The sequence below is a fragment of the Marinicella pacifica genome, assembly GCF_014636635.1.
In the GTDB taxonomy this organism is placed as follows: Bacteria; Pseudomonadota; Gammaproteobacteria; order Xanthomonadales; family Marinicellaceae; genus Marinicella; species Marinicella pacifica.
The window spans coordinates 415,583-433,393 of the sequence record NZ_BMEO01000001.1 but is presented as its reverse complement, the minus strand read 5'-3'; the positions used below and the strand labels follow the sequence as shown (position 1 = coordinate 433,393).

The window sequence follows — 17,811 nt, the reverse complement described above, 5'->3', positions numbered from 1 at the left end:
TGCCCTTATTGCGGCACTCGGAAAACGCCCCTGATGATTCGACATCAGGGGCGTTTTTGTTTGTAGTGATAAGGATTTATTATTCGGACTAAAAATAGATTTTTAGTCATGGCTGTTTTGTTCTATACTTAATCTATGATGGATTTCTTGAATAAAACAGCGTTTAGTTTGAGTGCAACGCAGGTCATCACCTGGGGGCAGATTGTGTATGCGCTGCTCTTTTTGGTTATTGCGTGGTTTTTAAGCCGTTTAATGGCTTATTTGGTGGTGAAGAAATTGTTGTCGTCGCTGCGGATCAGTGCCGATAGCCGGGCGGTGATTCAGCGGGTATTGTTTTTTGTACTGCTGATTTTGGTTTTATTGACGGTGCTGACTTATTTGGGCATTCCGCTGGCCACCTTTGCCTTTATTTCAGGTGCTGTGGCAATTGGCTTTGGCTTTGGCGCAAAAAATATTATTGAGAATTTTTTAAGCGGCTGGATTTTGATGTCTGAGCGGCCGATACGAATCAATGATGTGGTAGAAATTAATGGATTGATCGGGCGAATTATGACGGTTGGTCACCGCTCAACATTGATTAAGCGCAATGACGGCGCGGATATTGTGGTGCCCAATAGTCAGGTGCTGGAATCCCGGCTTGTGAACTGGACCTTACATGATCCCTATATCCGAACATCGGTACGGGTTGGGGTGGCGTATGGTTCGGATGTGCAGAAAGTCCGATCGGTTTTACTGGCGGTCATGTCAGAACATGAATGGGTGCAAAAGGAGCCGGAGCCGGTGGTGGTGTTTGAAGATTTTGCGGACAGTGCATTGCTGTTTGATGTTTTTTTCTGGGTGTCGATGGATTCAGGACGCGAGATGCGTTTAATACGCAGTGATGTGCGGTTTTTGATAGAACAAAAGTTCAAAGATGCAGGGATTGTGGTGGCTTTCCCGCAGCGGGATGTGCATGTGAATTTTACCAATCCGCAGCAATTGGCCGGATTATCGGAGAGATCTCATGATTGAATCAAAAATCACCCACTTTGCCCTGGATGGTCTCGGCAGTGGTGAGGAGTTAAAACCACAAGAAAGTGCCAACACCCCGTGGCAGTGGTTTCACGTTAAATATACGGACAAAAAAGCGGTGCAATGGATTAAACAGCGCGCTGAATTGTCTGAACAGGCCAAAGTGACTTTACTCAATCATGAAACCCGGCCGCGGGCGGTGATTAATGAACAAGAGGTGTTGATTTGTTTGCGCGGTATTAACCACAACGAGGACGAACAGCCTGAAGACATGGTATCAATTCGGTTGTGGTTGGGTGATGGTTTGATTGTCAGCAGCAGTGATGCCGGTAGTCGGTCGGTTAATTTTATTCGGGAACAATTAAAGCAGCAGGCGGGGCCAAAAAACGGCGAAGAGTTGTTGTTGATGTTGTTGGACCGTCTGGCTTATTCCACCGATGATTTCGTAGATAAAATAGATGAAAAAATAGATCAGGCAGAAGATCAGGTGGATGACAGTTCGCTCTCTGAATTTAACCCGCAGATGAATGATTTGCGACGTCAAATTGCGCATATCCGCCGTTACTTGTTACCGCAACGAGAAGCCATTGACCAGTTGTATCGCATTAAATCGCCGCGCTTAAGTGAGGGCTTTTATGAGCGTATTTATTTACATGTGGATAAATTTATACAGTTGGTGGAAAACCTTGATCTGATGCGAGAACGGGCTTTGATGTTGCAGGAGCATTTTATGGCCAATATCAGCCATGAACAAAACAGCCGTTTGTATTTACTGGCCATTGTTTCGGCGATTTTTTTACCGCTGACCTTTTTGTCGGGCTTGTTCGGTATGAATGTTGCCGGGATGCCGGGTTTGCAAAACCCCTGGGCATTCTCTTTCGTGGTGATATTTAGCGCGATACTGACAGTGGGCTTATTAATCTGGTTTAAAAAAAGCAGGTGGTTTTAAGGAGGTAAAAATGATTAGAATAAAATGTATTGTGGGGCTGATGATTGTTTTAATGGCTGGTGTTGCAATGGCGCAAGATTGTGAAATAAAAGGCATCAAATTGATGGGGAAAGTTCAGTTTGTCGATTCATTTCCGGATTTGAAAATTCAGTATGTGGATGTGTTCCCTGATATTAAGGTAAAAATGGTGGATTCATTTCCCGATAAATGCGGGCTGTGGCAAAAAGTGGATGCCTTTGCGGACTTTAAAGTGCAGGTGGTGACCTCGTTTCCGGATATTAAAGTTAAATTGGTGGATTCTTTTCCGGGCATGGATTAACTCACTCCATGAAAATTGAATTCACACCTAAGCTTTTTAGCCTGATTAAAGCCGGTATTTCTCGGGAAACAATACTAAAAGATGTGATGTCCGGGGTGATTGTCGGGATAGTGGCTTTGCCGCTGGCGATTGCCTTTGCCATTGCCTCAGGAGTGTCACCGGAAAAAGGGTTGATTACAGCCATTGTGGCGGGGATTATTATTTCTGTGTTTGGTGGTTCGCGGGTGCAAATCGGTGGGCCCACCGGCGCCTTTATTGTGATTGTGTACGGTATTGTGCAGACCCACGGCGTCGATGGATTAATTCTGGCCACTTTTATGGCCGGCTTTATTATGATGGCGTTTGGTCTGGCACGTTTTGGTGGTTTTTTAAAATATATTCCTTATTCTTTGATTGTCGGTTTTACCAGTGGCATTGCACTGATTATTTTCTCATCCCAAGTGAATGATTTTCTCGGTTTGAAGTTAACGGATGTGCCGGCTGATTTTTTATCCAAATGGATTTTATACGCGCAGAACTTGAATCAAATTAACCCGTATGCCATCGCTATCGCCATCAGCACAGTCATTATGACCTTGTATTTTCAAAAGCTGATTAAGTTGATTCCCGGTTCCATTGTGGCGATTATTTTAGCCACTTTGTGTGTCCAGCTATTCAATGTTCCGGTGACCACCATTGAAAGCCAGTTTGGTGAGATTCCCAATGCCTTGAGTCTACCGAGTTTACCGACCTTTGATTTTGCGACGATGAAATCATTAATTCAGCCGGCGTTTGCCATTGCTTTGCTGGGTGCCATCGAATCTTTATTATCCGCGGTGGTGGCCGATTCCATGATGGGCGGTAAACACCGGTCCAATATGGAACTGGTGGCACAAGGTGCGGCCAATTCAGCTTCGGCTTTGTTTGGTGGTATTCCGGCCACCGGCGCCATTGCCCGCACCGCCACCAATGTCAATAATGGTGGTCGTACCCCAATTGCCGGTATTGTCCATGGCGTGGTTTTATTGTTGATTATGCTGTTATTTGCACCGTTAGCAAAACTGATTCCCTTGTCTTGCCTGGCCGGTATTCTGGTGGTGGTGGCTTATCATATGAGTGAGTGGCGGCAGTTTAAGTCAATCTTAAAAGGCGACAGAATGGATGTTATTATCCTGCTGACCACTTTTTTTCTCACTGTTATATTTGATTTAGTCATAGCCATCCAGGTCGGGATTGTGTTGTCGAGTTTTATGTTTATGTACCGTATGAGTCGGTCTGTGGAAGTCAATAACATTAATATTGAACAAGACAGGGTAGAGCGTCTGTTCGATGAAGAAACTCTCGATGTGCCTGAAGGCGTTGTTTTATATGAAATTAATGGGCCACTGTTTTTTGGTGCGGCGCGTCAATTTCAACAAACCGTCACCAGTATCCCCTCCACATCGGTGAAAACCATCATTTTGCGGATGCGCTATGTACCCCTGATTGATGCCACCGGTTATCAGTCCTTAAAAGACATTATCAGTAATTTTCAATCGCAAGGCATTCAGGTGATTTTATCAGGTGTGCGTGATGAGCTGGTAAATGACTTTGAGCGGCATCAAGTTTTTCAAATACTTGACCGACAAAATGTGGTGCCCAATATAAAACAAGCGCTCGCGCTGGTTCATTGGTCAAAGCCATCTACAAAGATTAAATCATTGTTGTCACAGCTGTGGTAACCGCTGACTTCAATATCGTCGATGAGCCAATCACCGGCACCTTGTGAGCTGTCGGTGCCCATACGCCAGCGAAAACGAACAGTTTGGTTGGCATAAGCCGATAAATCCACTTTGACCTGTTGGAAGGTGCCCAGGTTATCAACAAAGGCGGGTCGCGCCCCAAGTGGCTGACCATAGCCACCATTTAAGGTACCGTTATAACCGTTTTGAATCATGGAAGGCCCTAAATCATTCCAGTTTTGACCGTTGTCGGTGGATATTTCCAGGACACCACCATCGTAATAATCATTACCCGCTTCAAAATCATGTTTGTGCCAGAAGTTGAGTTCAGCGTTATTGACTAAAGCCACTTCCGGTGAAATAATGAATTTATCGGTTTGGCTGCTTACATCAGCGGAGCCAAAGGCATTGCCCTGACCGGTGGTATGGTCATCGCCGCTCACAATGGCCCAGTCATCGGTGCCGATATGACTACCGCTTTGCCAACCTGCGCTCAGGGCATCTGCGATGGTTGCGTAGGCTTCTAAATTATTTGAAATATCACCACAGGTGGCCTGTAAAACAACGTTTTGCGTGTTGCTTTGTTGGGCGGTGATGCTGACGCCGGTGAATGATTGTGGTTGATAGCCCGGTTTGCTGACTGTGAGCTCTGCGGTTCTGGCAGTGGCCTGAAATTCATAAAAACCATTGTTATCCGTGGCGGTGATTAAATCATCATACATCACCTGAGCCGATTCAATGGCCAAACCGCTGTCCTGATCGGTGACAGTGCCGTTTAGGGTGCCAATCAATAACGGATCGATAACGTCGACAAACACCGCAGAGGGCACACCCGTAATACCACTGGCATCTGTGGCGGTCAACCAAACCCTATGGCGACCGGTTGTTAAACCTGATGTCGGTAAGCTACCGGTGAAATATTCAGCCGTACTGTTATAAGAACCATCCTGGGCGGACAATGAACTGGCCACTGCACCGGAGTGCCAGGGAGGAACATCAATATAAGCTTGTACAGCCGTGATGTTGTGGGTGGCTTCGGTGCCATTGTTTTGGTAATAATTCTCGTCTGTGGCCAGGCCTTGTATAGCAACATTTTGACCTTGTGCCACTTGTACAGCAGTTTGGGGTAACTGTTCTATGCTGGGACCTGAAGCCATCACATAAGGTTGGCGTGACACTTTGGCGGCATACAGCAGGGCTTTTAAATTATCCGGCCAAATGGTGTTTTCAAAAGCATTGCAACTGGAATAAAAGCTGCCTTCACCGAGTTCAATGGTGAATGCCGCGACGCCCAATGTGCCATAAGCATTATCATCTGAGGCACCATCGGCACCATACAGTTCATTGGATTTTTGCGAGCGATAGCCATTAAAGTAAGACAGCCTGCGCGCCAGGGTTTGGAGTTGATCGTGATTAGGGGCTTGCGGTGTGTTGTCCGCATAACCCCAGGGAAACATGGTGAGTTCGGCGACATTATGGATATCGATATAAACCCCGGGCTTGGTCAGCGGTGCCGGTGTGGTGATATCGTCCGGGCGGTCATCGGGAAACAAAGTGCGAATATAGGCATCTATGGCATCGGTTTCAGGTTCGCTGTAAGCAGCAGTGCCTCGGTACACCTCGCTGCATGAATTACCACTGGAGCCATTACCCTGATTCCAGTAAAAGCCAAAATTGCGGTTCATATCGACGCCTTGTTGATTGCCATTATAACAATGGTTTTCATTGCGGTTTTTGCGCTGATCGGGATAACTTTGGTTTTCAGCAATCTCGCGACCATCGGGATTGCCCTGTAATAATAGATGAATTTCATGCTCATCCACCAGCCAGGTGACATCCGCATCATTGCCGTAATTGCTTAATAAATATTCGGCAAAGCGTGTCACCAGTTCAGCCGGCGGGTATTCACGGGCATGAATGGAACCCATGGCATAGAGAATCGGTTTATTGGCCACCGGATTATTTTGATTGGTGATTTTAACCACTTGCATATCATGACCCGGATCACCGCCGGCGGTGGCTTTGTGCCAGGAATCACCAATATCCACCAGTTCAACCAAATCAGGATAATTGCTTTCCATATCATTCATGGCTGAAAAAGTCTCCGCGACAGTCCGATAACAGGCAAAGCCGTTGATACTTTTAACACCGAACCAGGCCTTTTCCTGTCGTTTTAAAGCTTCTTCATAAAGTTTTTGATGAATAGACAACACAAAGCCTTGTTGTTGCAATTGTCGGTATTCTTTAAGGTCTTGGACTTGCATCAAAACAGTTTGGTTTTTCTCATCAATTTTCCAGAAATCATGTTGTTCTTTAATGGCCAGAATATCGGCTTTGTTTTGATAGCTCATCAAAACCGGCCAGGGCCCGGAACCGGCAATAGGCATCTGATATTTTGAAGTGTCAGTGCTTTGACCGACACAAAGTTGAGATTCTGTCAAAAGTAAACTAACTAAAAGAATATAAACGACAAGGTATTTATAATTGTTAAGCATACAGTAAGATTGCCGAAGAAGACGGCTGTATTATTTGGTGGTGTGTTCCAGAAAGCAAATAAAAATTCAATGAATTTCTCAAAATGTGATTTGATTGGTGTCTTTAAAAGAATAAAAGTCATTGTAAAACCTAATAAAATCTGCTAATTTCAAACAAAAATTGGAGGAGATTATGAAAAACATATTTAGTATTTTACTTTTAGCGGCAGTTCCTTTTGTGATGGCACAAGAACCACCGAAAGGTGAGGACTCCACCACCAGTGGTTATCGTGGCGCTGGCGGCACGGGAGGTCCGGATGCCTTTGGTTATACCTATAACGATTCATCGACTGGTCTGTGTTCAAACCAGTTTATCGATATCAGTGCCACCGGCAGCAGTATAATTACAGGTGATGATGCCGGGGCGCCGGTGACTTTAGCGGGCAGCTTTGATTTTTACGGTAACACCGTTACTGAGTTAGCGGTCACAACCAACGGTTATCTGTCCACAGACACCACAGATGGTGGTCCTGATTTATCGAATGATTGTCCTTTGCCTGCATCTCCCAGCACCGGTGGCGGAGCCCGGATTTATCCCTTACACGATGATTTACAAGTGGCCAATGTCTTTTATGAATTTTTTCCTGTGTGTCCACGGCCTTCTGATAATTACCCGAGTAATAATTTAGGCTGCCATGTGTTTCATTGGGATGAGGCCAACCATTATTCTGATACCACGTTATTCGATATAGAAGTGATTATTTATGAATTAAGCTATGAAATTGTGATGGTGCATGATGATCGTAACCCTGAATTGGGCAGTGGTTCAACCACGGGGTTGCAGAATGATGGTGCCACCATCGGCTTAACCTATGCTTGTGATACGGCCGCCAGTATCCCGGCCTCATCAGCACAATGTTTTGTGCACCCAAATCCGGATTCATCGTTAACAGCAGGCGCGCCGGCCTTACCGGTGCCCATGAATAATAAGTTGATGTTAGTAACCTTAAGTTTGCTATTGGCGATGATGGCTTTCGCAGTGATACGCAGACGTGAAAATGTGTAACTGAATCACGCTGTTAAAAAGTAAAAAGCCAATGTCAAAAGCATTGGCTTTTTTTAGGGGTGTTTGATAGTGTAATTATTTGTAATCTTGAACCAGCTGCACAAAAGCGCGAACACCGTTTAATAAAGCATCTTCATCTATATAAAACAAGGGTGAATGGTTACTTGGGGCATTTTTATAATCGCTTTCCGGAGGTGAAATACCGAGGAAAAAGAACAGACCGGGGACTTCTTGTGCCAAATAGGAAAAATCTTCGGCACCGGTGATTAAACCCGAATCAAGCACATTGTCAGCACCAAAAACCGCCTCCAAAGAACTGTTCATTTTAGCGCTTAATTTGCGATCATTGACAGTCACCGGATAACCGGGATAAATATTAAATTCAACCTCAGCCCCGTTGGCATGGGCAACATGGGTGGCGATTTGCTCGAGTTGTTGGTGGATATTGTCACGGGTGTCCATATTAAAATTACGGATGGTGCCGATCATCTCCACTTCATCGGGAATAATATTGTTGCGAATACCGCCTTTGATGGCACCAAAGGACACCACGGCCGGTGCCTGGGTGATGTCAGTGCGGCGCGAAATAATGGTTTGCACCGAATTAATAATCTGTGCTGAAACCACAATCGGATCAATACCGCCCCAGGGTCTGGAGCCGTGGGTTTGGCGGCCTTTAACTTTAATACCCAATTCATCGACTGCCGCCATCATCGGACCCGGTCGATACGCAATCACGCCGGTGGGTAAACCGGCCCAGACGTGTAAACCAAACACGGCTTCGGGTTTTATTTCATCGAACAAGCCTTCTTTCAACATCAGTTCCGCGCCGCCTTCTTCACCTTGCGGTACGCCTTCTTCAGCGGGTTGGAAAATAAACATCAGGGTGCCGGCCAAATCGGCTTTATTGTGTGCAAAGACTTCGGCTGTGGCCATCAAAATCGCCACATGGGCATCGTGTCCACAGGCATGCATCACGCCCACTTCTTCACCGCGGTATTCGGTGGTCACTTTTGAGGCAAACGGCACATCCACTTGTTCAGTGACCGGCAGCGCATCGGTGTCCGCGCGCAAGGCTAAAACCGGACCGGGCTTGTCGCCTTTCAAAATACCCACCACCCCGTGATAAGCAATGCCTGTTTGTACCTCAAGACCCAGTGACTTTAAATGTTGTGCGATATACTCAGCTGTTTTAACTTCACGGTTACTGAGTTCCGGGTTGGCATGTAAATGGCGACGCCATTCAATCAGTTTTGGTTCAATATTGTCTATCGAGGTGTTTAATTCCGCTGAATCAATTTGGGCGTGGGCTAAGCCTGTTAATAAGCTGAGTAAGCATACGATGCGTGTTTTCATAGTTATTGTGGATGGCATAAAACAACCATAATAATGAGTTGTCAGTTTTGACGCAAGTGGATAATTTTTCCAGCACAAAAAAAGCCACCCTGGTATGAGGTGGCTTGATTATTTTTATATAACGATTTTACGCTTCGCGGCTGGCGCGTTTTCTTTCGTGTTCCAGTAAATGTCGCTTTCGGATACGAATTTCATCAGGTGTCACTTCCACCAACTCATCATCTTCGATAAATTCCATTGCCTGCTCCAGCGATAATTTAATCGGCGGTACAAGATTTAAAGCGTCGTCTTTACCGGCGGCACGCACATTGGTGAGCTGCTTGCCTTTTAAGGGATTAACGGTTAAATCATTGTCCCGGGAATTAATACCAACCACCTGGCCTTCATAGACATCCACATTGGCATCAATCAGCAAGCGACCGCGCTCCTGTAAATTAAACAAGGCATAGCCGAGGGCCTTGCCAGTGCCATTGGATATCAAAACGCCGTTTTTACGGCTGCGTTCGATGGTATTGAGCTTGCGATCATAATGATCAAAAACATGGGTCAGAATACCGGTGCCGGATGTGGTGGTTTTAAATTCGGACTGATAACCAATCAATCCGCGTGCCGGAATAATGAAATTCATGCGCACACGACCGGTATCATCGGGCACAATATTTTTCACTTCAGCCCGGCGTCCCAATAACTGTTCCATCACCGCACCCTGGTGTTCGCTGTCAATGTCCACCACCAGATCTTCGTAAGGTTCACACAACTGACCGTCAATTTCACGATAAATCACCTGAGGTCTTGAAATCGCCAATTCAAAACCTTCGCGCCGCATGGTTTCAATCAGTACCGATAGGTGCAATTCACCGCGACCGGAAACCTTAAACTGATCGGCATTTTCTGTGTCTTCGACACGCAGGGCCACGTTGTAAGTGGTTTCTCGCGCCAGCCGGTCACGAATTTGACGGGAAGTCAGGAATTTACCGCTCTGACCGGCAAAGGGTGAGTCATTCACACAAAACAGCATGGAAATGGTGGGTTCGTCCACCGTCAGTGGCGGCAGCGCGCTGACATGCTCACGATCGCATAAGGTGTCGGAAATGGCCAGTTGATCCACCCCGGACACCGCCACAATATCACCGGCAGCAGCTTCATTAACTTCAATACGTTCCAGTCCTTTAAACCCAAAGATTTTTAAAATGCGGGCGTTGCGGGTGTTGCCATCAACATCAATCACACTGATGGGCGTGTTGGTTTTAACACTGCCCTGTTTGATGCGACCAATCCCTATCAGACCCAAAAAGCTGTTGTAATCCAGGGTGGAAACCTGCATTTGAAAAGGGGCGTTAATGTCCACATCCGGCGCACTGACTTTGTCCACTATGGTGTTAAATAAGGGTGTCATATCGCCATCACGTTTGTCATCTTCCAGATTGGCATAGCCATTGATGGCTGAGGCATAAATCACCGGAAAATCCAGTTGTTCGTCGGTGGCTCCGAGTGAATCAAATAAATCAAAGGTCTGCTCAATGACCCAGTCCGGACGGGCGCCGTCGCGGTCAATTTTATTAATCACCACCACCGGCGTAAATCCCATTTCGAAGGCTTTGGCGGTTACAAACCGGGTTTGCGGCATGGGTCCATCGACGGCATCCACCAGCAACAACACCGAATCAACCATACTCAACACACGTTCCACTTCACCGCCAAAGTCCGCATGACCCGGGGTGTCCACGATGTTTATTTTGTAATCCTGCCACGCTATTGAGGTGTTCTTTGACAAAATGGTGATGCCACGCTCTTTTTCCAAATCATTGGAATCCATGAGACGGTTGGGGTCATCGGCACGTTCATCAAAGGTGCCCGATTGTTTTAACAGGCAATCAACAAGGGTTGTTTTACCATGATCAACATGGGCTATGATGGCGATGTTTCTGATGTGTTGTGTGGACATAAAAAGCCGGGCGCAGCGCGTAAAGGCGCGCACTATAGCACACTGAGCGTTGCCACAAGACATTTTCTTTGTTTTTTTCATGGAGTTTGTGCGATTGAATCCCGGCTCAATGCTATAATAATTTTTCTAATCAACTCAGGAGTCAAACATGATAGATGGCATAATGAATCAGCTGAAGCAACAAGTCGGCGGAGAATTACAACAAAAAGAAAACGTAAGTGGCGCAGAATTAAACGGTATTTTTGAGGTGGTTAAAGAACAAGCGACCGGGAAAATCGGTGAAAATTTGCTGGATCAGGGTCTTGACGGCGTCATGAGTCTGTTCAGCAAAAATGACAACAATAAACAAGCCGACTCGCTGCAAGCATCGATCACCGGCGGTATTGTGGACAGTTTACAGAAAAAACTCGGTTTTTCCGGTGCCAAAGCCACCGGTATCGTGGCGATTATCATGCCTTATTTGTTGCGATTACTGACCGAAAAAAATTCAGAAACCCCGGATGATGATCCATCACCCATCAAGGACATCCTTGGCGGTAGCCTTGGCAGCATCGGTGATAAATTAGGCGGTTTGTTTTAAGTTGATTTTTGAAACCAGTCTGAACTTTTAAGGTCTAAGCCATGTTTTTAGTTTGTTTTTTGAGAATACAATGAAAAGAGTTTTGTTGTTTGTTGCCACCAATATTGCCATTTTGGCGGTGATTACGATTTTTATGCGGTTATTTGGTTTCGATCATTATTTAACCGAAAATGGCCTCGATTACCGGGCTTTGGCGGTCTTTTCCTTGTTATGGGGTTCAGTGGGTTCATTTATTTCACTGGCCATGTCCAAGTGGATGGCGAAAAAAGCCATGGGTGTGCAGGTCATTGAACAGCCGCGAACCGCCGATGAACAATGGTTGGTTGATACCGTCAAACGACAAGCCCAGGCGGCCGGTATCGGCATGCCGGAAGTGGGCATATTTCCGTCCGACTCACCCAACGCTTTTGCCACCGGTATGAAAAAAAATGATGCCCTGGTGGCAGTCAGTACCGGCTTATTGCACTCCATGCGACGCAACGAAGTGGAAGCGGTGCTCGGCCATGAAGTGGCCCATGTTGCCAATGGTGATATGGTGACCATGGCGTTGATACAGGGAATTCTCAACGCTTTTGTGATTTTCTTCTCGCGCATTATCGGCTATGCCATTGCCGCAGCCACCCGCGATGAACGCGGCGGCGGTTACACCATGGGTTCTTTTATCGGCACCTTGATAGCGCAAATTGTGCTGGGATTCCTGGCCGCGATGATTGTCAATGCCTTTTCCAGATGGCGTGAATTTCATGCTGACGAAGGTGGTTCACGTTTGGCGGGTAATCAAAATATGATTGACGCCTTAAAAGCCTTGCAGCGCAGTTCCCGAACCGAGCCACTGGAAGGTGAATTCGCCGCCTTCGGCATCACCAGTGGTGGTCAAGTGCGGCAGGTGCTGTCCAAATTGTTCGCCACCCATCCGCCGTTGGAAGACCGGATTGCTGCACTGGAGAACAATCAGCGGGCTTAACTCAGATCTTCCTGTCAACCACACCGAAACAACCTCGTCCCCATGCTCTGCGTGGGGACGCATGCTTTATTGAATACTAAAATTAACCTATGGGTTCCCACGCCGGAGCGTGGGAACGAGGTGGTCATTACTGAGTTACTCTATGGTGTATGAAATTGTTTCCTTATTGCTCTATTGTACGAAACGTCAGATTAATTCGTGGGTCAGTGACTTTTACAGTCGGCGGTAATCGGTGTAGCCAGTGCTGTTGGGTTTCGCCTTGCATAATTAGTAAGCTGCCATGCGCTAAAGGTATGGCGACTTTTTCTTTACTTTGTTTGTGTTTGAACATAAACCGGCGTTCAGCACCAAAACTCACCGAGGCAATGGCCGCACCCTGTTTGAGGTCCTTCTCGCCATCACTGTGCTTGTGTAGTGCATTGAGCAAATGTACGTTATGAGTGAATCATAAAACAGTCAGCTACAAGGCTTGTTTTCTTCGTAATAGTTATTCATATTGCAAGGAAACATAACGCCGTAGATGGCTGTTTTAGGGTTCACCCTTCGGGAGCCAGCCACAAACCTCATTACGGCGTTATCGTTCTTGATAAGGACTTGGGCCATTACCTGCAAACGATGCCTTGTTATAAGGCTTGTGTCTGGCTCTCATAATGCACATTTGCTCAATGCACTACACCGACCATACCCTCAGATCCATCGTGGTATAAATTTAATAAACAGCTGTTATAGGTTGTTTTACTTTTCTTTTCGATGATTTCTTTTATTGACAATAAAGTCGGCGTCCACGGCTTAGCAATTTTTTCCACACCTGAATAGCGATAACGAAAATCACGTTCACCATGCCAGGCGACTTTGCGCGCGGTTTTAATGATTTTGCCACCAAACTGTGCCTGGTCTGCTTGCCAATTGATTTCCGTAAACAAGCGTTGAAAATAATCATCGGCTTGTTGCTGGCTAAAAACCACACCGTGGTAATACACTTCGCCTTCCCGGGGCAGCAGATTGCTGTCTGAGGTGTTCAGTGCCGCAAAGATATCGCCGGTGTTCATCACACAATAAATTGATTCAGATGCTCAATTTCCGGCAGGTTCTGAGGTTGTCGGACCGGTAAGGATTTGGCTTCGGTTTTAAAGCGCTCGGCTTCTTGTAAAAATTGTGCATACAGTGATTTTCTGATGTGCGCAGACAATGGCTGCGGGGTTTCATCATGACGGTCAAAAGCCGCTTTGAGGGACAATTTCGGGCACTTGTTGTCATCTTTAATATGTTCCCAGGCCGCTTGTTTTAAGCAGAATTTATACCAGGGCAAAAAATCTGTGCCGTTATCGGCAATAAATCGCACGCAATCGATGATGTACTGAATTTCTGCCTCATCCATGACATAGTGAAAACTCACCCGACACCAGCCTGGTTTTATCCCGTGATAGCCTTGTTCAATCAAGGCCCGATATTGTTCGGAGGTGTTTTCATCGATACCCAATAACTGATGGCCATAAGGTCCGGCGCAGGAACAGCCCGCTCGCGACTGAATACCAAACAAATCATTCAGCAATACCGTGACGAATTTTGGGTGAAGGTATTTACCGGATGCGGTTTTGATATTAAAGGAAACAATCCCGACCCGGTTTTCGGGGTTCTGATCACCCAGAATTTCAATCCGTGGGTGGGCTTGCCAGGCACTGAAAGCCTGTTTTAACCAGCCTTGTTCACGCTGATGTATTTTTTCCACCGAAATCTGTTCTTTGACCGCAAAACATAAAGCCGCCCGTAGGATTTGCAAGACACCTGGTGTGCCGGCTTTTTCGCGCTCCTCAATATCATCGACAAAATCGTGATCATGACGGGCGACATAGCTCACGGTGCCACCGCCGGAAACGGTTGGATTTAATTCCGGGTTGTAAATTTTCTTGTTAAAGACCAACACACCTGATGAACCCGGGCCACCTAAGAATTTATGCGGCGACATAAACACCGCATCGTAATAACCTTGAGGATCATCATTTGGGTGCATGTTTATGTCCACATAGGGCGCACTGGCGGCATAATCAAAAAATGCCAGACCGCCATACTGGTGCATCAGTCGCGACAGGTCACGTGTGTGCGAGATTAAACCGGTGACATTGGACGCCGCTGAAAAGGTGCCGATTTTAAGCCGGTCTTTATAGGCATCTTTTTGTAATAATTGTTCGAGTTGTTTGATGTCCGCATGACCGTGTTCGTCGAGGTCTAATTCCACCACCTCACATAAACCATCACGCCAGGAAATCTCATTGGAATGGTGCTCATAAGGCCCTAAAAATACCACCGGTGCCTGAGCCTTAATTTTATCCAGATCACAATCCGCCGAGGCTCCAATTTGAGCCCGCGTGGCCGGCGGTAAATAAGTCCCTAAAATCTGTTGAAGTTTTGTAATGGCACCGGTAGCGCCGGTTCCCACGCAAATAATGCGGTCGTCCTTATTGGCGCCGACCGCATCTTTAATTTGCTGTTCAGCCTCTTCCAAGAGTTGCGTCATCGACCGCCCGGTCATATCATCTTCCGTGTGGGTATTGGCGTAATTCCGCTGTAAACGCATTAAATATTTTTCAATAAACAACAAGGTCCGACCTGAAGCGGTGTAATCGCAATAGGTCATCAGACGCTCACCAAACGGCGTACAAAATGGGGCATCGACACCAATCATGGCGCTCCGCAAAAATTCAGGGGTTATTTTTTTCATGGGTACGGTCTAAACATAAACAGCGCAATGAATGTGCATTTTAGAGAGGCCAATGGTTAAATGCAATGACCTTTGATTTGTTTACTCAAGACTTCGGATAACGCCAAGGTATTGCTCGACCAAACTAGTCTTTTTATCCACGCTAGCAGATAATCGAGCAGTGTAATTTTGTCAAAAGAAGGCAAAGTTAAGTGACCAGGACGCAGAGGAGTACTGCTTAGCAGCACGATTCGCCGAGCCGATTAGGCCAGGTAATTGAAGTCCCTAGAACACACCTTTGTTAATATCTAGTCATGAACAGAATTTTCACAGTCAGAGTCTATAATAATTTAAAAATTTTAGGAGTTTATAATGTCTAAATTTATAAGTTATCTTACTGTGTTTTTATTACTGGCTTTTTTTAGTCAATTGGCTTATTCACAAGAAGACAGAGAAGTTATGGTTCCTCTCCCATCAATTAATGACTTTACCGACGGTGATGGCTGGGGCTTTGGTTTGGGTTTAGGTGTTGAATATGAGACCGCTTATGAAGGCTCTGACGAGTTTGAATTTGAACCGGATTTGGCCGGTGGAATCCAATGGCGTTCGGGCAACAACATGTTTTTCTTTGCCGGTGAAGCATTGGGTTGGCGAGGTTTAAGAAATGAAACCTGGTTATTGCAAGCCACATTGGCATTTGAAGAAGGTCGTGAAGAAAGTGACTCAGATGACGGTCGTTTAGCCGGTTTGGGCGATACAGATGAAAGTACAGAAGTGGTTTTTGAAGTTCGAAAATCGCTGACTTCAGATTGGCGTTACTGGTTGGATGGCCGGCTACTGGCCGGAGACGAAGGCAACTTCTTACTTCTCGGCGGTGGTTATCGGTTTGGCAATCAAATGGATGGCAGTGGTTCTGAAATTGGCATCGGTGTTACCTTCCATGATGATGATTATGCTAACCGGGATTTTGGCATAACTGCTGAACAATCAGCGGCTTCCGGCCTGGCTGAAACAAATTTGGATGGTGGATACCGATCCATCGGCATAAATTATATTTACAGACACTATGTGACTAAAAACTGGCAATTTTTTGGTGAAGCGGTGTATGAACATTATGGCAGTGACATCAAAAAAAGCCCGATAGTTCGCAGTGACTACGAAGCTGAAGTCGGCATCGGCTTTATCTACATCTTTTAAATAGTTTTTTGGCTCGATAAGGCTCGTTCCCATACGCTGCGTGGGAACGTATCTGGGATATTGTACTAGATAGAAACAGGTGTTCCCACGGTGGCGCATGGGAACAAGAAAAACTGTAAAATGTTCTACTAAAAGATAAATATATTCAGTTTTCTTTAGTGTGAGAAAGGTTTAAAACATAAAAAAATAATTTGAGGAGAAATGAATGGCTGATGTAAAGGGTTCATGTCTGTGTGGTAGCGTCAGGTTTGAGGTGGCGGGGCGTTTTGACAGTTTTTACCTGTGTCATTGTCAGTATTGCCGGAAAGATACGGGATCTGCCCATGCGGCTAATTTATTCTCGCAGTCTGCCCGATTAACCTGGCTGAGCGGTGCAGAAGCGGTGGTTTCATTTACGCTTCCGGGCACCCGCCACCAAAAAAGTTTTTGTCAAACCTGTGGCTCAGCCTTGCCCAGCGACCAGGACACTGATGGTCTCGTCGTTCCCGCCGGCTGCTTAGACACCGACATCTCGCTGCAACCAACAGCGCATATTTTTACCGCCAGTAAAGCAAGCTGGTATATAAAGCTCGATAAAGCACCGAAATTCAAACGTTTGCCGGAGTAAAGTGAGCGGCTATCACGCGTCTATTAAGTCTGTGTTGCCGTGTAACATTGATGCCTCAAATTATCTAAAATGCGTTTTTATCCGGCTACATCGATGTTAATAGCACACTAATGCGTTTTAATCTCGAATAGGCCGGATAAAAACGCAAAAATCAAAGGAAAATTTGTGTTTAAACTGGCTGTAAGGTACTAAAAGCCCCAAAAAAGCTAAAATTAACCCGGAATAACGGCTAAAATGCATGTTTAATAAATTGTTACAGGAGACGCTTTCGCGCCTCCTGTAACGAGCCCCGCTGAATGCCTTCAGGTTGTCCCGTCGCGCAAGCGCTCCGTAACAACCTGAACCAGCAGACATGACCTGTGCTAAAATTAAAATTTTAACCCAAGCCATGCTGCTGTTCAGCGTGGCTCGTTATGCACCCAAGGGTTAATCATGGTCTTCGATCAATATTTTATGGTAATACCAGTCTATCGATTGTCTGAAGATAAGTATTATTCGCAAATGAAAGAAGACTTCAAAAAACTTGTTTCGAGATCATGGGATGTGAATTTTCAGAGAAACAACCCGGGAATGGTAGAGGGCTGGAGAAGAAGTCACCGTTCATCCTATGGTGGCGACTGGGAATTTAATGAGGTTGTTGGGCACATCAAGCTTTTCTTTATGGGTAGCCAAATTCGAGGTGAGTATTGGAGTACTGAGTCACGAAGAAAGGTGAGGACAAGAAAGAAGAGATTTGAATTCAAAGCACACAAACTAGTTGCTGAAGGTGAAATATGGGAAAAAACGAGCGACGGTGTACTGGCGGCTATCGAAGAGTATTTATCTCGTTGTAAAAAGGAATTGAAAGACCGCCACATTGACTTACGAGAATTTGAAGCACTAAAAAATCACGTCAATTGGCTTTCAGTTCATAAAACTACAAATGTATTTGCATAACAAGGCGCT

16 protein-coding genes are annotated in these 17,811 nt (G+C 45.9%); 10 read left to right on the top strand and 6 right to left on the bottom strand.

The annotated features are described in order from the left end of the window. Nucleotides 1-147: 147 nt before the first annotated feature. The 4 genes from IEV16_RS01890 to IEV16_RS01875 are packed head-to-tail and all read left to right on the top strand — an operon-like array spanning nt 148 to nt 3,979. On the top strand, nt 148-1,011 hold the full coding sequence (locus IEV16_RS01890) for a mechanosensitive ion channel family protein (RefSeq protein ID WP_188363963.1): 864 nt from the start codon (nt 148-150) through the stop codon (nt 1,009-1,011). Next, nucleotides 1,004-1,960, top strand: coding sequence for a CorA family divalent cation transporter (locus IEV16_RS01885; protein WP_188363962.1), 957 nt, complete (start codon nt 1,004-1,006; stop codon nt 1,958-1,960). Before IEV16_RS01890 ends, IEV16_RS01885 begins: the two co-directional genes overlap by 8 nt. Before the next feature lie 10 nt (nt 1,961-1,970). Further along, nucleotides 1,971-2,279, top strand: coding sequence for a 7(1) septoil knot domain-containing protein (locus IEV16_RS01880; protein WP_188363961.1), 309 nt, complete (start codon nt 1,971-1,973; stop codon nt 2,277-2,279). Nucleotides 2,280-2,287: 8 nt separating this feature from the next. Then, a complete protein-coding gene (locus IEV16_RS01875) occupies nt 2,288-3,979 on the top strand; it encodes a SulP family inorganic anion transporter (protein ID WP_188363960.1) in 1,692 nt (563 codons plus the stop codon). Here IEV16_RS01875 and IEV16_RS01870 read toward each other — a convergent pair. Then, nucleotides 3,925-6,330 (bottom strand): M14 family zinc carboxypeptidase, encoded by a 2,406-nt coding sequence (locus tag IEV16_RS01870; RefSeq protein WP_188363959.1) that lies wholly within the window; start codon nt 6,328-6,330, stop codon nt 3,925-3,927. The two genes, IEV16_RS01875 and IEV16_RS01870, sit on opposite strands and share 55 nt — an antisense overlap. A 316-nt stretch (nt 6,331-6,646) precedes the next feature. On the opposite strand from IEV16_RS01870, the gene IEV16_RS01865 reads away from it, so the two are divergent. Next, complete coding sequence (locus IEV16_RS01865) at nt 6,647-7,519, top strand: NIDO-like domain-containing protein (RefSeq protein ID WP_188363958.1); 873 nt, start codon at nt 6,647-6,649, stop codon at nt 7,517-7,519. A gap of 75 nt (nt 7,520-7,594) precedes the next feature. Here IEV16_RS01865 and IEV16_RS01860 read toward each other — a convergent pair whose 3' ends face one another. Beyond that, the gene (locus IEV16_RS01860) at nt 7,595-8,875 is read right to left on the bottom strand and encodes an amidohydrolase (protein ID WP_188363957.1); all 1,281 of its coding nucleotides are present in this window, start codon (nt 8,873-8,875) and stop codon (nt 7,595-7,597) included. A gap of 127 nt (nt 8,876-9,002) precedes the next feature. Next, entirely contained in the window at nt 9,003-10,820 is a 1,818-nt protein-coding gene (gene typA, locus IEV16_RS01855; protein WP_188363956.1) for a translational GTPase TypA, read from the bottom strand. A 148-nt stretch (nt 10,821-10,968) separates the two neighbouring features. On the opposite strand from typA, the gene IEV16_RS01850 reads away from it, so the two are divergent. Both IEV16_RS01850 and htpX read left to right on the top strand, forming a co-directional pair. Beyond that, nucleotides 10,969-11,400, top strand: coding sequence for a hypothetical protein (locus tag IEV16_RS01850; protein WP_188363955.1), 432 nt, complete (start codon nt 10,969-10,971; stop codon nt 11,398-11,400). Between the two features lie 70 nt (nt 11,401-11,470). Then, nucleotides 11,471-12,364 carry a protease HtpX gene (gene htpX, locus IEV16_RS01845; RefSeq protein ID WP_188363954.1) on the top strand — a complete coding sequence of 298 codons (894 nt, stop codon included), beginning with the start codon at nt 11,471-11,473 and terminating at the stop codon, nt 12,362-12,364. Nucleotides 12,365-12,527: 163 nt separating this feature from the next. On the opposite strand, the gene IEV16_RS01840 is transcribed toward htpX, so the two are convergent. From IEV16_RS01840 to IEV16_RS01830, 3 genes are all read right to left on the bottom strand, one after another. Beyond that, complete coding sequence (locus IEV16_RS01840; RefSeq protein WP_188363953.1) at nt 12,528-12,791, bottom strand: alpha-ketoglutarate-dependent dioxygenase AlkB; 264 nt, start codon at nt 12,789-12,791, stop codon at nt 12,528-12,530. Between the two features lie 235 nt (nt 12,792-13,026). Next, entirely contained in the window at nt 13,027-13,413 is a 387-nt protein-coding gene (locus IEV16_RS01835; RefSeq protein ID WP_188363952.1) for an alpha-ketoglutarate-dependent dioxygenase AlkB, read from the bottom strand. Further along, nucleotides 13,413-15,083 carry an aminotransferase class V-fold PLP-dependent enzyme gene (locus IEV16_RS01830; RefSeq protein WP_188363951.1) on the bottom strand — a complete coding sequence of 557 codons (1,671 nt, stop codon included), beginning with the start codon at nt 15,081-15,083 and terminating at the stop codon, nt 13,413-13,415. Before IEV16_RS01830 ends, IEV16_RS01835 begins: the two co-directional genes overlap by 1 nt. Nucleotides 15,084-15,434: 351 nt before the next feature. Between IEV16_RS01830 and IEV16_RS01825 the strand changes: the two genes are divergently transcribed. The 3 genes from IEV16_RS01825 to IEV16_RS01815 all read left to right on the top strand — a co-directional run bounded on the left by IEV16_RS01825 (nt 15,435) and on the right by IEV16_RS01815 (nt 17,802). After that, entirely contained in the window at nt 15,435-16,259 is an 825-nt protein-coding gene (locus IEV16_RS01825; protein ID WP_188363950.1) for a MipA/OmpV family protein, read from the top strand. A gap of 205 nt (nt 16,260-16,464) precedes the next feature. Beyond that, a complete protein-coding gene (locus IEV16_RS01820; protein ID WP_188363949.1) occupies nt 16,465-16,866 on the top strand; it encodes a GFA family protein in 402 nt (133 codons plus the stop codon). Between the two features lie 432 nt (nt 16,867-17,298). Next, entirely contained in the window at nt 17,299-17,802 is a 504-nt protein-coding gene (locus IEV16_RS01815) for a hypothetical protein (RefSeq protein ID WP_188363948.1), read from the top strand. Nucleotides 17,803-17,811 lie beyond the last annotated feature (9 nt).

Coding starts and splice junctions, on each gene's coding strand:
- IEV16_RS01885 (WP_188363962.1), top strand. CDS start 1,004: ATGATTGAATCAAAAATCACCCACTTTGCCCTGGATGGTCTCGGCAGT.
- IEV16_RS01880 (WP_188363961.1), top strand. CDS start 1,971: ATGATTAGAATAAAATGTATTGTGGGGCTGATGATTGTTTTAATGGCT.
- IEV16_RS01875 (WP_188363960.1), top strand. CDS start 2,288: ATGAAAATTGAATTCACACCTAAGCTTTTTAGCCTGATTAAAGCCGGT.
- IEV16_RS01870 (WP_188363959.1), bottom strand. CDS start 6,330: ATGAGCTATCAAAACAAAGCCGATATTCTGGCCATTAAAGAACAACAT.
- IEV16_RS01865 (WP_188363958.1), top strand. CDS start 6,647: ATGAAAAACATATTTAGTATTTTACTTTTAGCGGCAGTTCCTTTTGTG.
- IEV16_RS01860 (WP_188363957.1), bottom strand. CDS start 8,875: ATGAAAACACGCATCGTATGCTTACTCAGCTTATTAACAGGCTTAGCC.
- typA (WP_188363956.1), bottom strand. CDS start 10,820: ATGTCCACACAACACATCAGAAACATCGCCATCATAGCCCATGTTGAT.
- IEV16_RS01850 (WP_188363955.1), top strand. CDS start 10,969: ATGATAGATGGCATAATGAATCAGCTGAAGCAACAAGTCGGCGGAGAA.
- htpX (WP_188363954.1), top strand. CDS start 11,471: ATGAAAAGAGTTTTGTTGTTTGTTGCCACCAATATTGCCATTTTGGCG.
- IEV16_RS01835 (WP_188363952.1), bottom strand. CDS start 13,413: ATGAACACCGGCGATATCTTTGCGGCACTGAACACCTCAGACAGCAAT.
- IEV16_RS01830 (WP_188363951.1), bottom strand. CDS start 15,083: ATGAAAAAAATAACCCCTGAATTTTTGCGGAGCGCCATGATTGGTGTC.
- IEV16_RS01825 (WP_188363950.1), top strand. CDS start 15,435: ATGTCTAAATTTATAAGTTATCTTACTGTGTTTTTATTACTGGCTTTT.
- IEV16_RS01820 (WP_188363949.1), top strand. CDS start 16,465: ATGGCTGATGTAAAGGGTTCATGTCTGTGTGGTAGCGTCAGGTTTGAG.
- IEV16_RS01815 (WP_188363948.1), top strand. CDS start 17,299: ATGGTCTTCGATCAATATTTTATGGTAATACCAGTCTATCGATTGTCT.